General features: G+C 67.5%; 12 protein-coding genes and 2 pseudogenes. 7 read left to right on the top strand and 7 right to left on the bottom strand.

Translation table 11 applies throughout. The features are described from left to right. The 3 genes and pseudogenes from VF542_RS03110 to VF542_RS03100 all read right to left on the bottom strand — a co-directional run. Positions 1 to 1,181: pseudogene (locus VF542_RS03110) on the bottom strand (hypothetical protein); the annotation flags it as partial. Further along, complete coding sequence (locus VF542_RS03105; protein WP_408650242.1) at positions 1,174 to 2,583, bottom strand: hypothetical protein; 1,410 nt, start codon at positions 2,581 to 2,583, stop codon at positions 1,174 to 1,176. The pseudogene VF542_RS03110 and the gene VF542_RS03105, both read right to left, overlap by 8 nt. A gap of 327 nt (positions 2,584 to 2,910) precedes the next feature. Further along, entirely contained in the window at positions 2,911 to 3,576 is a 666-nt protein-coding gene (locus tag VF542_RS03100; RefSeq protein ID WP_408650241.1) for a TetR/AcrR family transcriptional regulator, read from the bottom strand. Positions 3,577 to 3,758: 182 nt separating this feature from the next. On the opposite strand from VF542_RS03100, the gene VF542_RS03095 reads away from it, so the two are divergent. Then, positions 3,759 to 4,781 carry a zinc-dependent alcohol dehydrogenase family protein gene (locus VF542_RS03095; RefSeq protein WP_408650240.1) on the top strand — a complete coding sequence of 341 codons (1,023 nt, stop codon included), beginning with the start codon at positions 3,759 to 3,761 and terminating at the stop codon, positions 4,779 to 4,781. 86 nt (positions 4,782 to 4,867) lie between these two features. Continuing rightward, complete coding sequence (locus tag VF542_RS03090; RefSeq protein WP_408650239.1) at positions 4,868 to 5,284, top strand: GNAT family N-acetyltransferase; 417 nt, start codon at positions 4,868 to 4,870, stop codon at positions 5,282 to 5,284. Here VF542_RS03090 and VF542_RS03085 read toward each other — a convergent pair. Beyond that, positions 5,256 to 5,678, bottom strand: coding sequence for a phosphatase domain-containing protein (locus tag VF542_RS03085; RefSeq protein ID WP_408650245.1), 423 nt, complete (start codon positions 5,676 to 5,678; stop codon positions 5,256 to 5,258). The genes VF542_RS03090 and VF542_RS03085 overlap by 29 nt on opposite strands. Before the next feature lie 76 nt (positions 5,679 to 5,754). Next, positions 5,755 to 6,048, bottom strand: a pseudogene (locus VF542_RS03080) (phosphatase domain-containing protein); the annotation flags it as partial. Between the two features lie 775 nt (positions 6,049 to 6,823). On the opposite strand from VF542_RS03080, the gene VF542_RS03075 reads away from it, so the two are divergent. The 3 genes from VF542_RS03075 to VF542_RS03065 all read left to right on the top strand — a co-directional run bounded on the left by VF542_RS03075 (position 6,824) and on the right by VF542_RS03065 (position 10,324). Further along, a complete protein-coding gene (locus VF542_RS03075) occupies positions 6,824 to 7,897 on the top strand; it encodes a PucR family transcriptional regulator (protein WP_408650238.1) in 1,074 nt (357 codons plus the stop codon). Between the two features lie 94 nt (positions 7,898 to 7,991). Next, on the top strand, positions 7,992 to 9,242 hold the full coding sequence (locus tag VF542_RS03070) for a coproporphyrinogen-III oxidase family protein (protein ID WP_408650237.1): 1,251 nt from the start codon (positions 7,992 to 7,994) through the stop codon (positions 9,240 to 9,242). Further along, positions 9,239 to 10,324: an NAD(P)/FAD-dependent oxidoreductase gene (locus VF542_RS03065; protein ID WP_408650236.1), complete on the top strand. Its 1,086-nt coding sequence runs from the start codon at positions 9,239 to 9,241 to the stop codon at positions 10,322 to 10,324. The genes VF542_RS03070 and VF542_RS03065 overlap by 4 nt, the downstream gene beginning before the upstream one ends. A 9-nt stretch (positions 10,325 to 10,333) precedes the next feature. Here the strand turns inward: VF542_RS03065 and VF542_RS03060 are convergent, their stop codons facing one another. Beyond that, complete coding sequence (locus tag VF542_RS03060; RefSeq protein WP_408650235.1) at positions 10,334 to 10,627, bottom strand: hypothetical protein; 294 nt, start codon at positions 10,625 to 10,627, stop codon at positions 10,334 to 10,336. A 229-nt stretch (positions 10,628 to 10,856) separates the two neighbouring features. On the opposite strand from VF542_RS03060, the gene VF542_RS03055 reads away from it, so the two are divergent. After that, entirely contained in the window at positions 10,857 to 11,045 is a 189-nt protein-coding gene (locus VF542_RS03055) for a hypothetical protein (protein ID WP_408650234.1), read from the top strand. Positions 11,046 to 11,135: 90 nt separating this feature from the next. On the opposite strand, the gene VF542_RS03050 is transcribed toward VF542_RS03055, so the two are convergent. Then, positions 11,136 to 11,894 (bottom strand): DUF6008 family protein, encoded by a 759-nt coding sequence (locus VF542_RS03050; protein ID WP_408650233.1) that lies wholly within the window; start codon positions 11,892 to 11,894, stop codon positions 11,136 to 11,138. Between the two features lie 309 nt (positions 11,895 to 12,203). On the opposite strand from VF542_RS03050, the gene VF542_RS03045 reads away from it, so the two are divergent. Continuing rightward, positions 12,204 to 12,518 (top strand): metal-sensitive transcriptional regulator, encoded by a 315-nt coding sequence (locus VF542_RS03045; RefSeq protein ID WP_408650232.1) that lies wholly within the window; start codon positions 12,204 to 12,206, stop codon positions 12,516 to 12,518. Positions 12,519 to 12,568 lie beyond the last annotated feature (50 nt).

The following is a 12,568-nucleotide window of genomic DNA, read 5'->3' as shown; positions in this document are numbered from 1 at the left end:
ACTGCAGATCCGCCCGCCGCGTTGATGATGTCTGACTCATGGCTGGCCCGAACCAGGATTCCTGACCAATGCTGGCCGAACCGGAACAACCCCAGCACGCTGCGAGCCGACGCTGGCATCGACGAGCCGGCCTGCCGGATCTCGATGCGGGCAGGCTCCACCGCCTGTTGCGCGATCCAGACCTTCGATAGCTCCGATTCGAGCAGCCGCGCCAGTTCGTCCTGGGCGACGGCGCGTCCGGAGATCACGCCATGGCCGCCGAAGTCGCAGGCCGACTTGAAGAACAGGTCGGCTCGGGATGCGAGCAGCGCGGCCCGGTTGTCAGCCGAGACGACGACGGTGGGCGGGATAACCGTGGCGATCGCGGCCCGACTCGGCTCGTCTAACAGAAAGTCGTACTGGGGATCCTGCAGGATGGCCATCCACACCTTGCTGCCTAGCAGCTCACAGGAGAAGTCGGTGACCACCGCGCCCGCCCGCTCGAACAAATGGGAAACGAAGTCGAGGTCGGCCATGGCATCCTCAGCCATGAACACCCGGTAGACCAGCGTCCGCGAGTCGATGGCGTCAAGACCGTCCTTCTCGGTGGCGATTGACACCCGGATACCAGGAAGCCTGGCTTCCAGGACGCGACGCATCCATTCCAGGTCATACATGCCGTAACCGTCCCAGCTGCTCCAGTCGAGTAGGCAAATCCGGTCTGCGCCTGAGTCAGCGAGCATCGGGCCCAGCATCGTCGCTAGATCCTCGTATGGTGTCGGCTGGGGATCGACCCCCGCGGCGACCTCTTCCAGGCGCCGAAGTTCGGCCGCCTCGGCGATACCGACGCTGGAATCGATGTTCAGCTCACAAATCCACACCGTCCCGTCGGCAGCCTGAACCGCGTCTATCCGCATGATCGGTTGGCAGTCCAGCCAGGGATCGCGCAGGACCGAGATCCAGGGAGTGAGCTCGGCGGGCACACCGCACAGTCGGAGTACCTCGCCCGGCCCGCGGGTGTCGAGCAGGTGCGCCAGAATTTTGCGCTGGGCCGCCAGGATGAGCGGTACAGCAGCACGGAGCCGGTCCAGGCCAGCCGATTCTAGCCGCGTTGACTCGGCCAGCGGCCGCACCTTGCTACCCCCGTAGACTGCGCAGAACGCCAAGAAGCGCTCGGCCGCCCAAGTGTCGGTATCAGGCACAGTCGCCTCCGATCACCAGCACCGGCGTCTCGCGACCACCGTTGCCCACGTTGAAAATCTGTTCGGTGTGCGAGCGCCCCACCATTCCGGCGAAGTCTTCACCGAAGAAGAACACGTCGACACCGAAGTATTCGACGACGTCGATGATCTGACGATCAGCCGTGACGTGCTTGGAAGGACGTGATGGCAGGTCACACATCAACTGCGCGACGCCGTGGTGCTGTCGGGTGGTTTCGATCGCCCTCGCCCATTCGCCGACGGTGCTGCGGCCGCCGATGAAGATCCCGCTGCCTCGGGTAAGCGAATCCGCCTTGAGCACGAATGATTGGCGGGCACGACCGGGCAGGCTGCTGGAACCGTCGCCGTCCTGAACGAGATCCTGCAACAAGCGGGTGTAAGGCACGTATTCGGAGATGACTGCTGCCTCGTCGTCGGTCAGGCGCAGGTGCCGGTTCCAGTTCGGATCCGACAGCAGAACCAGTGACCGCTTCGCTTCAGTCAAATAGAGCGAACCGAGAGAGTTGAGAAATTCGACGCTCGTGCTGCGCGCAGCGGCGACCCAATTGGCTACTGCCGCATCCTCGGGATTGATTTGTAACTGGTCGAGCTTATTGTGGATAAGTGACAATTTGACGCCTCGGAGGTGAATTTCTTCACCAACCACCCGAAGTTCAGTGATATCGCCAAGGAGGAGCTCCCCTGCGGACAACTGGCCGGACGCTCGAAGCGCGGCATGGCACCGACGCAGTGATTCCAGCTCGTTAGTATAGTCGCCCTGGTAATTTAGGATGGCGATATTCGGCGCCGTCGGGTCAATCTCTTCGGCCCGTCGAGCCATGAAAGTGACGAAACCGGTGGGGTCGTCAACTGCGAATTCAGAAATCGACTGGTTCTCGACTGCTCCCGCCACATCGCTGTTCAGCCATGCTGTCCGCACTCGCGAGCAGTGAATCGTGCCGCCCGGGCAAGCGGTGTTGGTTTCGATGAAGCTCCACCCGCCGGAGTCGGCACGGACCGCGTCGTATCTCATCAACTGGATGGCGTCGTGGGTGCGCCGCTCGGACGCGATCAGGTTCCACCACGTGAAGTAGGGGGTGAAGAACCGGTGCATCGGGCCGTCCAGTTGGCCGGTTACGTGCTCGGTGATGAATTGGTTGATGCTGCGGTTCAGCACTCTGCGGAGCACCGCGCCTGCAGTCGCGGCCCGTTCGGTCTCCGCACTCGTCACCAACGTAGGGTTCAGGGATACCGCTAATTCGTTACCCTCGAACGAAATTCCGTGAGTTGCCAGCTCTGTGGCGATGGAACTAGCCGAAGAAATGAGCCGATCCGATGTCTGGTACTCAGCCAAGTCTTCTCTGAGCGCGCTCAGCGCGTTCTTGGTCAGTGAAATATTCGACAAAACCTTTATGATTTGCGCCCTTCATACTTCGCCTCCTTACCGCGAACGTCAGGAGATTTGAGACGCTCCTCAAGGATCTGGTGCATTAAAAGCCACCATAGCGTCTATCGGCAAAAGTAACAGTATTGGTCAAACGGTCAAAATCGGCGCATCGTGACTGTGGCCACATCAGTTCGCCGATGGCAACCGCGAAGCCCGCCCTGCCGTATGAATCGGGTCATCTGCCGAGGTTGAACGTTGCGGAAGCCCTCCACATAGGAATAGCGACTGCGCAGCAGTCGGGTGCCAGAGCCAGCCGGCCGGCCTGAGTCAGCCGCGCGTGTACGCCTATCGGGATCCGGCGTTCTGACGCCTGCGAGTCATCGCCAGGTGTGTCTGGTTGGCGCTGAGCGGCGCGGTCGGAAGTGGTGTGAACGCCTTTCGGTCCGCTCGGATGCCGTCCAGGAAGATCGTGAGGTAGCGGCGGTACAAGTCAGGCGCGATGGTGCGGGCGCTGTCCATGATGGCCGACAGCGCGACCTGGGTGAAGATCACGTCGGTCTGGTCGAGGTCCGGGCGAACGGCGCCTTGTTGCTTGGCCCGCTCGACCAGTGCCTCGATCAGCGGGGCGATGCGGTCCCGGGCGTCACTCACCCTGGCATCTCCGAGCTGGGGGTTGTTCATGATCTCGTTCAGGCCGCGGTCACCGAACTGCATGTGCAGCGTGCGCTCCAGGAACGTCACGAGTGCGTGCCAGGCATCCGGATCGTCCAGCGCTTCTTGCGCGACCGCCGCCACGGCCTGCAGGCGTTGCTCGAAGAGGGCGTCGATGACCTCTTCCTTGTTGGCGAACCGGCGGTAGGCCGTACCGACTCCGACGCCGGCGTGGTGCGCGATGTCGTTCAGCGTCACGTTGAGGCCGCGCTCGGCGAAGAGCTGACTGGCCGCAGCCAGCAGGCGCTCGCGGTTGAGTGCGGCGTCCTTCCGGAGCGAGCGGTCAGGTGTCGCCGTCATGGCTTGATCGTACCCCTAAGTGGATTAACGGCATCCGCTTAGGTGTTACGGTGGAGGTAAGCGGATAGAGCTTATCCGGTGAAACGGCGGCCGGTGAGCAAACCCGGGAGCCCGATCACCGTCGGCCGTGCTCGTTGCCGGCGGCACACCGAGCAGCTGACGTAACGACTAGGAGAATCTTCATGCGAGGAACACTCATCTACGGGCCCCGAGACGTGCGCAGCGAAGAGCGCGACGATCCCGAGATCATCACAGCGACCGACGCGATCATCCGGATCTCCGCCACCTGTGTCTGCGGCTCGGACCTCTGGCCCTACCGCGGCATCGAAGCCGTCAGCGAGCCGACTCCGATGGGCCACGAATACGTCGGCATCGTCGAAGAGGTCGGCAGCGAGGTCCGCACCGTCAAGCCGGGACAGTTCGTCGTGGGCTCGTTCTTCGCCTCCGACAACACCTGCGAGATCTGCCGGGCCGGCTACCAGTCCCGCTGTGTGCACGCCGAACCGATGGGCCGCATCGGCACCCAGGCGGAGTTCGCGCGCATCCCACTGGCCGACGGCACGCTGGTGGCCACGCCGGAGGTCCCGGACGACGACCTGGTACCCAGCCTGCTGGCCGCCTCGGACGTGCTCGGCACCGGTTGGTTCGCCGCGGTCGCCGCCGAAGCCGGCCCGGGCAAGACCGTCGCCGTGGTCGGCGACGGCGCGGTCGGCCTGCTCGGGGTGCTCGCCGCGAAGCGACTCGGGGCCGAGCGCATCATCGCGATGAGCCGCCACGAGCCCCGGCAGAGGCTGGCCACCGAGTTCGGCGCGACGGACATCGTCAGCGAGCGCGGCGATGAGGGAGTTGCCCGCATCAAGGACCTGACCAACGGGCTGGGCGCGCACTCGGTCATCGAGGCGGTCGGCACCCAGGAGTCGATGATGCAGGCCATCCGCGCCACTCGGGCGGGCGGCCACGTCGGCTACGTCGGCGTCGCGCATGACGTCCAACTGCCCGGCGACGAGCTGTTCTTCTCTGCCGCTCACCTGCACGGCGGCCCCGCGCCGGTCCGCCGGTTCCTGCCTGAACTCATCGGCCTGATCTGCAACCGCGAGATCGATCCGGGCAAGGTGTTCGACCTCGACCTGCCGCTCGCCGACGCCGCTGAGGGGTACCGGGCGATGGACGAGCGCCGCTCGATCAAGGCGCTGCTGCGGCCCTGAGCAGGAACAACTGACCCTGAGCGGGTAGCAGCGGGCTGAGCCATCCTGGAATGCATCGCCACCGACACCGAACCAGGGGAGGACCGATGCAGCGGCGCCTATCTGGCGGCTACCAGCTCGACGACGACCCCGACCGGCTGGACCGGGAAGCCGTGATCGCCTTCCTCACCACGGAGGCGTACTGGGGGCGGTGGCGAGGCGCTGAGGACATCGTCCGGCAGCTCGACTCCGCGTGGCGCTGCATCGGGCTCTACACACCGGACGGTGCCCAGGTCGGCTTCGCACGGGTGGTGTCCGACGGGGTGTCGTTGGGATATCTGGCCGATGTGTATGTGCTGGCGGCACATCGGAGCAAGGGCCTCGGGCTGGCGATCGTGCGCGAGGCGGTGGACAGCCAGCCGACTTGGCGGTGGATGCTGCACACCGCCGACGCCCATGAGCTGTACGCCAAGCTGGGCTTTCAACCGGCCCCGGCTACCTATCTGGAACGTCCCCGACCCTAGCCGGAGCGATGAGCCCATGCTGCCGCGCATGCCGGAGCATCGCCTCGGTGTCGTCGGCCAGAATGAACGGCACGCCGGTCCCGGCGAGAAGGCGCTCAGCCTGCTCGGTGCGCTGCGTGTTGGCCGGACCGGCCGCGCCCGCACGGCGGATGTAGATCGCGGCGACCCGCCCGGGATGCTCGGCGCAGAAGTCGGCGTAGATGGCCGGGTCCTGCTGGCCGCTGTCACCGATCAGGACGAAGCGACCGTGCGGCAGCGCCTGCGCCAGCCGTCGCAGGGTGGACAGCTTGTGCGCCCGGGAGCTGACCCGCAGCAGGCTGTCGGCGCCGGGGCCCCAGTCGGTCAGCACGAGCGGCCCCTCCGGGAACCCGTGCCGCGCCAGGAAGCCCTGCAGGAAGCCGACCAGGTTCCACGGGCTCGTCGACAGGTAGAAGAAACGGCCGCTCGACTCCCGAGGCCCCCTGCGCCAGTGCGCGGTACAGCTCCGCGGCGCCGGTCAACGGGACCCGGGTCGACTGATCCTGCAGCAGCATCGTGCTGATAGTGGCGGCCAGGCCATGGGCGATGCCGGAGTCGACGATGGTGTCGTCGACGTCGCTGACGACAGCCACGTCCGCCGCCGGGTCGGGCACGTACACCGTTGCGAAGGCGGGCTCGCCGGGCGGCTGCACGGGGGTGAGAGTCACCCGGTGCCGTCCGGGCGGCAGCGCCGCGTCCTCGACCAGCACCCGGACGTAACCCTCGGGGTCGGCGCGCACCACCATCTCGTGCCCGTCGAGTGTGACGCGCACCTGCGCTCCGGGCACCTCGACGCTGAGGAACGGCTGCAGGTTCGCGCGCAGAACCGCCCACCTGCTCGCTCGCCCGCTGCCGGTGCGAGGCGGCGTCCCGACCAGCACCCGCCCTCCCAGCAAAGCCCAGTCGCCGTTGCCGAAACCGGAGAAGGGGTGGACACGCACCGGCCGGCCCAGGCGCAGCAGCAGCCAGGCGAGCTTGCGCTCGGCGGCCTCCAGGGTCAGCAGCGCCGCACGCAGCACGGCGTGCAGCACGCCCCTTACCGACCGGGAGGGCCCTGGCGCCCCGGGAATCCCGGCAGCGGCCGGCGCCCGGTCAGCGCTTGCCGTCAGGTCAGCACTGCGATCGACGGGCACCCGACGAGCGTAGCCGCGGCGAGGACGAGGGTCTCGGGACGGCAGTCCGTAGCTGAGCGGCAGTCCGTCAGGGAGGTGGCAGCCCGTAACCAGGGTGGACCCCGGGCCACGAGTGTCGATCACGGGCTGGCAGGCAAAGGGCCCGCGTCCGGTCGGACACGGGCCCCTCACCTTCCCGGCGGGCACGGGCGGTCAACTCCGGGCCCATTCGTGACGCTCAGATCCCTCGCTCGGGTACCGGTAGGCGGTCAGAAAAGGACGAATCATTCCTAGCTGGGACCGACTCTATTAATGCAGTCACCAGGCCGCTTCGGCGCTGCGGCGGAACATCTCGATGTGGTTTCCTACGTTTGTCGAATCAGGGTTGGTCGAGGGGTAGGGGAGGGCCATGGCGACGTCGGCCGAGGTGCAGGCAACGGTCGACCGGCTCGGAGCCGACCTCGGCCGGGCCGTCCTCGTGGAGGACCCGCAGCACCGGCCGCTGTGGTGGAGCCGGCAGGGCAGGATCGACCCCACCCGGATGCGCACCATCCTCGAACGTGAGGTCCATCCCGCCGCGGTCGCTGTGGTGGCCCGGCTGGGTCTGGCCAAGGCGACCGGACCGGTCAGGGTGCCGGCCGTAGCCGAGGCGGAGATGCTGGCGCGCTGGTGCCTGCCGCTGCGAACCAACCGCGACCTGCTCGGCTATCTGTGGGTACTGGACCCGGACCAGACCCTGATAGAGGCGGAACTCCCGGCACTCGTCGCGTGCGCCGACCTGGCAGCGGCCCACCTGGCCCAGCAGCGCTTGACCGGTGACGGGCGCGATCATCGCCGAGCGGCGCTGCTCGCGCAGCTGGCTGCGGGCGAGGATCTCGACGCGGCCCGCGAGCTGATCCGGCTCGAGGAACTCGATCCCGCGACCACCGTCGTGGTCACCTCCCCGCCAGGACCAGGCGGCTGGGACCTGCCGGGGCGGATGAAGGTGCACCTTGCCGGCGCTACGGCCGGCGCTGCGGCTGGCGCTACTGCCGGCGCTCATGCTGGATCCGAGCCCGTTCGGGCGACCAGCGGGCCGCCGCTGCCGCTGGCCAAGCTGCACGTTGCCGTCAGCCGGGCGCGCGTGGTGCTGCAAGCGCTGCGGGCGGGCGCCACGCTCAGCCGCCCGAGCTGGGACGCCCTGGGCGGGTGGCACCTGATCGTCAACGCCCCGGACGAGCTCGCCGTCGCCGACGTCCACCCGGGGGCACCGGCGCTTGCTGCCCTTGACCGCGCCGACCTGCTGCTGACGGCCCGGGCCCTGCTCGACTCGGGGGGCGACGTGGCGCGCACCGCCGAGCTGCTGCACATCCATCGCACGACGCTGTACTACCGGATCGAGCGCATCGAGGCCGTCACCGGCGTGAATCTCAAGACCGGGGCGGAGCGCGACGACCTGCACCTTGCCCTGCGTCTCTGGGCCTACCGCAACGCCGCGGACTAACCCGTCGCTCCTGTGCTCGACGGCAGATAAGCTGCCTCGACAAGCATGTGACTGCACGCAGAACTCGCATCGATTCTGGTCAAAGGAGCTTGCATTGTCCGAAGCAGGCGGCGCGAAACGCCCTTTGCTGCTCTACGTCAACACCCCGTTCTGCAATTCCAAGTGCCACTTCTGCGACTGGGTGGTCAAGGTCCCGATCGGTGACCTCCGGCTGGGGCCGGAGTCCGAGGGCCGCCGGGGTCACCTGGACGCGCTGAAGATCCAGATCGCCGAACAGGCCCCGGCGCTGACCGAGCGGTACCAGCCGGAACTCATGTACTGGGGCGGCGGCACCGCGAGCATCCTGAGCTGTGAGGAGATCCAGACGCTCCACGGCGCGATGGCCGGCTCCTTCGACATGAGCGGCATCCTCGAGGCCACCATCGAGAGCAGCCCGGAGTCGCTCACCCTGGAGAAGCTGACCCTGCTGCGCGGCCTCGGCTTCAACCGCATCAGCATCGGCGTGCAGTCCTTCTCCGACGCCCGGTTGCGGATGATCGGGCGCGCCCACTCGGCGGTGATGGCCGAATCCAGCATCGAGCTGGCCCGTCAGGCCGGCTTCGACAACATCAACATCGACCTGATAGTGGGCTTTCCGGACCAGGACCTGGCCGAGGTCGAGCAGATGATGCGGCACGCCGTGTCACTGCCGGTGAACCACTACTCGATCTATGCCTACCGGGCCAGCGAGGGCACCGTGCTGCGCCGTCGGCTGGACCGGGCCAACGCCAAGACCGACCTGCGCAACCAGCTCGCGGCCTACCAACTGGCCAGCGACATCCTGACCGAGCACGGCTTTCCGGAGTACACCTTTGCCTACTTCGGCAGCCCGATCTGCCAGGCCGATCTCGCCTACTACCAGATGAAGCTGGACTGGATCGGGTTCGGCTCCGGCGCGTTCTCGGTGATCGAGGGCCGGATGAAGGGCTTCAGCGCCGGCAAGCTGCACAGCTACATCGCCAACCCGACCACGTTCGACTACGACCTGTCGCTGGCGGAGGAGTCGCAGGCCGGCAGCCTGATCGGTTTCGCGCTGACCACGCCCGAGGGCGTCGACGCCAAGGTCTTCCAGGAGCGGACCGGAACGTCGCTGTGGACGGCCCTGGAGTACCAGGACGTCAAGGACTACCTCGACCAACTGTGCCAGTACGGCCGGCTGATCACCGACGAGGCCGGGATCCGGTTCGCCCGGGAGGACATCGCCAAGGTCTTCATCTCCATGAACTGGCACGAGCAACCGCAGCAGCATGGCACCGTCGAGGGCGTTCCGGTCGAATTGGGCATGCCGACGCCAGCACCGGTGTGATCGCCGGTCACTGGAGCGTGGTGGTGGCCGGCGGCCGGATCGCCGGCGCCACCGCCGCCTGGGCGCTCGCGCCGTACGCCGAGAGCGTCCTGGTGGTCGACGCCTCGCAGGCCACCTCGTTCTGGCCCCAGCAGTCCACCTGGGACCGGGAGGGCAACCTGCTGTGGCAGGACCTCGGCCTGCTGGAGGCGGTGCTGGCCTGCGGCGCGCCGCGGACGTACGGGCACACCCTGCGCGTCGACGACGACGTCGCCGAGTACGAGTACCCCCAGCAGGACGGGCATTCCTACCGGATGACGGTGCCGCGCGAGGTGCTCGATCCGGCGCTGTTGCGGGTGGCCGAGAGCCGGGGCAACGTCACCGTGGCGCGGCCGGCCCGGGTCACCGACATCACCAGCCGGGGCGGCCGGGTGCGCGGGGTGACGGTCCGGCAGGGCGGCGCCGACCACCAGGTCAGCTGCGACCTGCTGGTGCTGGCCGACGGCCGGCTGTCCCACAACGCCGACCGGCTCGGCGCCGAGCCCTACCGGGTGGTCCCCTCGCCGTGGGTCGCGCTGCTGGCCTACTTCGCCGACCTGCCGCTGCGCCCGGACCGGGGCTACTTCTCCTCGCAGCCGGGCAGCCTCGCCATCTCGACGCCGTGCGGTCCCGGGCAGTGGTGCGTGTCCACCGACATGCACCAGCGGCTGATCGACGAGTCAGGCGGTCATCCGGCGCGGCTGTTCGCCCGGATCACCGCCGAGGACCCGCACATCGGCCCGGCGGTGAAGGTGGGGCGGCAGGTCAGCCGGCTCGGCGGCGCCGGCAAGCTGCGGATGCAGCGCCGCCCGATGAGCGGACCCGGCTGGTGCCTGGTCGGCGACGCCGGCTACCACTTGGACCCGGTGACGGCGCGCGGCACCAAGTCGGCCCTGGTAGCCGCCCGGATCCTCCGTGACCGGATCGCCGAGATCGGCGGCATCGACGGCACCCTGCTCGACGGCACCCTGCTCGACGGCCTCACCGAGCAGCGCGACGCCGAACTGGAGGAGGACTGGGTGGTGGCGGCGGAGCTCTGCCAGCCCGCCCCGGTGGCCTCCTGACCTCGGGGATCAGCGGGCGGCCACGGCCCGTCCCCGCAGGAACCGCCAGCCCACCCTGATCACGACGTAGAGGACGTAGAGGTCAAAGACCAGCCAGCCGCTCATGAGTGCCACGAGTGCTGCCTCGCCGTGATAGGTCCACTCACGCAGGTCGAGAGAGCTCGCGTGGCCGATGGTGGCTCGAGCGTGCCGCAGGGTGGGATCCAGCAGTGCTCGTGAGGCCCTCAGGAGATACAAGTGATAGCGCTCGCCGTCGTCGGCTATCCAGCTGTCCCACACCCAGTCATCAGGCAGTCGCAACATCAGATCCTCGGGTCCGGTGGCCTCCACGAGCTGACGGCTACGTTGCCGGAACCGCGTCCGTCGTCCAGCGGGACGCCTGGACCGAGCGCTGCCGGGCTCGGGTCGCTGGCGAGAGTCCAGGTCACGATTGTGTCCGAAACACCCGGTAGGTCAGGGCTATTGTCCTATGCTCAGCTCCCTGCACATCCGGCTCGAGGTTGGGTGTGACTCCTCACGGGAAGGCTTCGAGATGACGATTCCTCAGCCGCCAACCACCGGTATCGCCCACGCCACCGGAATTGCGAACTCGCAGCACGCGGCGCACTCCCATGACCGGTATCGAAGCGCGGAGAACATGGCCGAACTGAAGGCGATGCGAGGTTCCCGATTCGCGTTCCTGCGCCGGCTGATCAACCGGCTGAGCCGCCGAGGCGGCTGACGCTCCAGCCGGGCAAGCGAAGGTCCGGCGCGGACGCATCCTCTGGACGCGACCACGCCGGACCTTGTGGCGAACGTTGGCCCTCGGCCTTTACACCACACCCGCCGGGTCGGGCACCGGCCGGCTCACCCGAGCCCGCACCGGCTCCTTGACGGTGTCAAGATCGGCGTCCGCACCGGCCATGAAGGTGGCGCGCACCGTCGCCCGCTCCTGCCAGAGGTGGTACACCGCGAGGCCGAAGATGACCGAGCCGACCAGGTTCGCCAGGGTGTGCCACCAGATGCGGTAGGTCCACAGGCCGGGCCCGACCGAGAGGGTGCCGAACCAGGTCGACAACCCGATCGCCCGGGTGGCGCCCAGCGCGACCGACGCGGTCAGGACCACGTGCTCCAGTCCGTGGATTCCCTGCATCCAGAGACCCATCTTCCCCCACTTGCGGGCCCGGGTCTGCCGCGCCCGGTTGGTGATCAGCACCACCCCGGCGATCCCGGCCAGGAAGATGAAGTTGCCGATCAGGTGCAGGATCTCCATGCCCAGCGAAGGGTGGGCCTTGTCGATCTGGCCGTAGCCCTTCGCCAGACCCTCACCCCACGGCGTCATCCAAGGCTTGGCATTGGGATGGCCGATCCAGTACGCGGCCTGGGCGATGTGCTCCTGCAGGTGACCGATCTGGCCCACCACGCCGATGCCGATCACCCCCGCCGCGCCCTGGAACACCCAGGGCCGCACATTCCTGCGGCTGGCGACGGCCAGGACCGCCACTGCCGCCCACATGGCGACCGCCCAGCCGAGCAGCAGAATCGCCCCCGTGGTGTCCCATCCCGACACCGAATGATGCATGTTGCCCATCGCAGTCCTCCTAGACTCCGGCTGCGGCTCTCCCTGCGAGGGGTCGAAGCCTGCTCTGATGAGATCCCTGTGCCGGAATCGATGGCCGGGTGAGACCTGTTAGATACCGGTGAGATCCAGGACTATTCTCCGGAGCCGTTCGCTATCCGTCATCCTCATTTGTGCGGTCCTTGATTCCTATTTGTCCGGCTGCCTTCCGGCGCGGTGGCGCAGGCCACTGCTCCCTCACGTAGCACCCATATACCGGTAGGGGGTACCTTGGAAGGAGGAAGCCCCCGGTCGATGGCCTTGCGAAGAAGGGATGCCCACATGTCACAACCAGAGCACCCGCCAGGCCCGGCGCAACCGGGGTACTCCGCTATCAAGGACGCCCAGCTCAAACGGCTGCGCCGCATCGAGGGCCAGGTGCGTGGCCTGCAACGGATGGTGGAAGCCGACACCTACTGCATCGACGTGCTCACCCAGGTGTCCGCCGCGACGAAGGCGCTGGAAGCGGTGGCGCTCTCACTGCTGGAGGAGCACCTGGGCCATTGCGTCGCCGGGGCGATCCAAGCCGGCGGCCAGGACGCCGAGGCCAAGGTCAAGGAAGCCTCGGCCGCCATCGCCAGGCTGGTGCGTTCCTGACACCTGCCGAACAATCGCCGGCCGTATGCGGGCCGCCGCACGTCAGTCAG

It is taken from the genome of Jatrophihabitans sp. (genome assembly GCF_036389215.1).
Lineage (GTDB): Bacteria > Actinomycetota > Actinomycetes > Mycobacteriales > Jatrophihabitantaceae > Jatrophihabitans_A.
This window is presented reverse-complemented; position numbering and strand designations above follow the sequence as displayed.

Bases quoted from the DNA above. Each gene is read 5' to 3' on its own strand.
- VF542_RS03100 (WP_408650241.1), bottom strand. From the start codon at position 3,576: ATGACGGCGACACCTGACCGCTCGCTCCGGAAGGACGCCGCACTCAAC.
- VF542_RS03095 (WP_408650240.1), top strand. From the start codon at position 3,759: ATGCGAGGAACACTCATCTACGGGCCCCGAGACGTGCGCAGCGAAGAG.
- VF542_RS03090 (WP_408650239.1), top strand. From the start codon at position 4,868: ATGCAGCGGCGCCTATCTGGCGGCTACCAGCTCGACGACGACCCCGAC.
- VF542_RS03075 (WP_408650238.1), top strand. From the start codon at position 6,824: ATGGCGACGTCGGCCGAGGTGCAGGCAACGGTCGACCGGCTCGGAGCC.
- VF542_RS03060 (WP_408650235.1), bottom strand. From the start codon at position 10,627: ATGTTGCGACTGCCTGATGACTGGGTGTGGGACAGCTGGATAGCCGAC.
- VF542_RS03055 (WP_408650234.1), top strand. From the start codon at position 10,857: ATGACGATTCCTCAGCCGCCAACCACCGGTATCGCCCACGCCACCGGA.
- VF542_RS03050 (WP_408650233.1), bottom strand. From the start codon at position 11,894: ATGGGCAACATGCATCATTCGGTGTCGGGATGGGACACCACGGGGGCG.
- VF542_RS03045 (WP_408650232.1), top strand. From the start codon at position 12,204: ATGTCACAACCAGAGCACCCGCCAGGCCCGGCGCAACCGGGGTACTCC.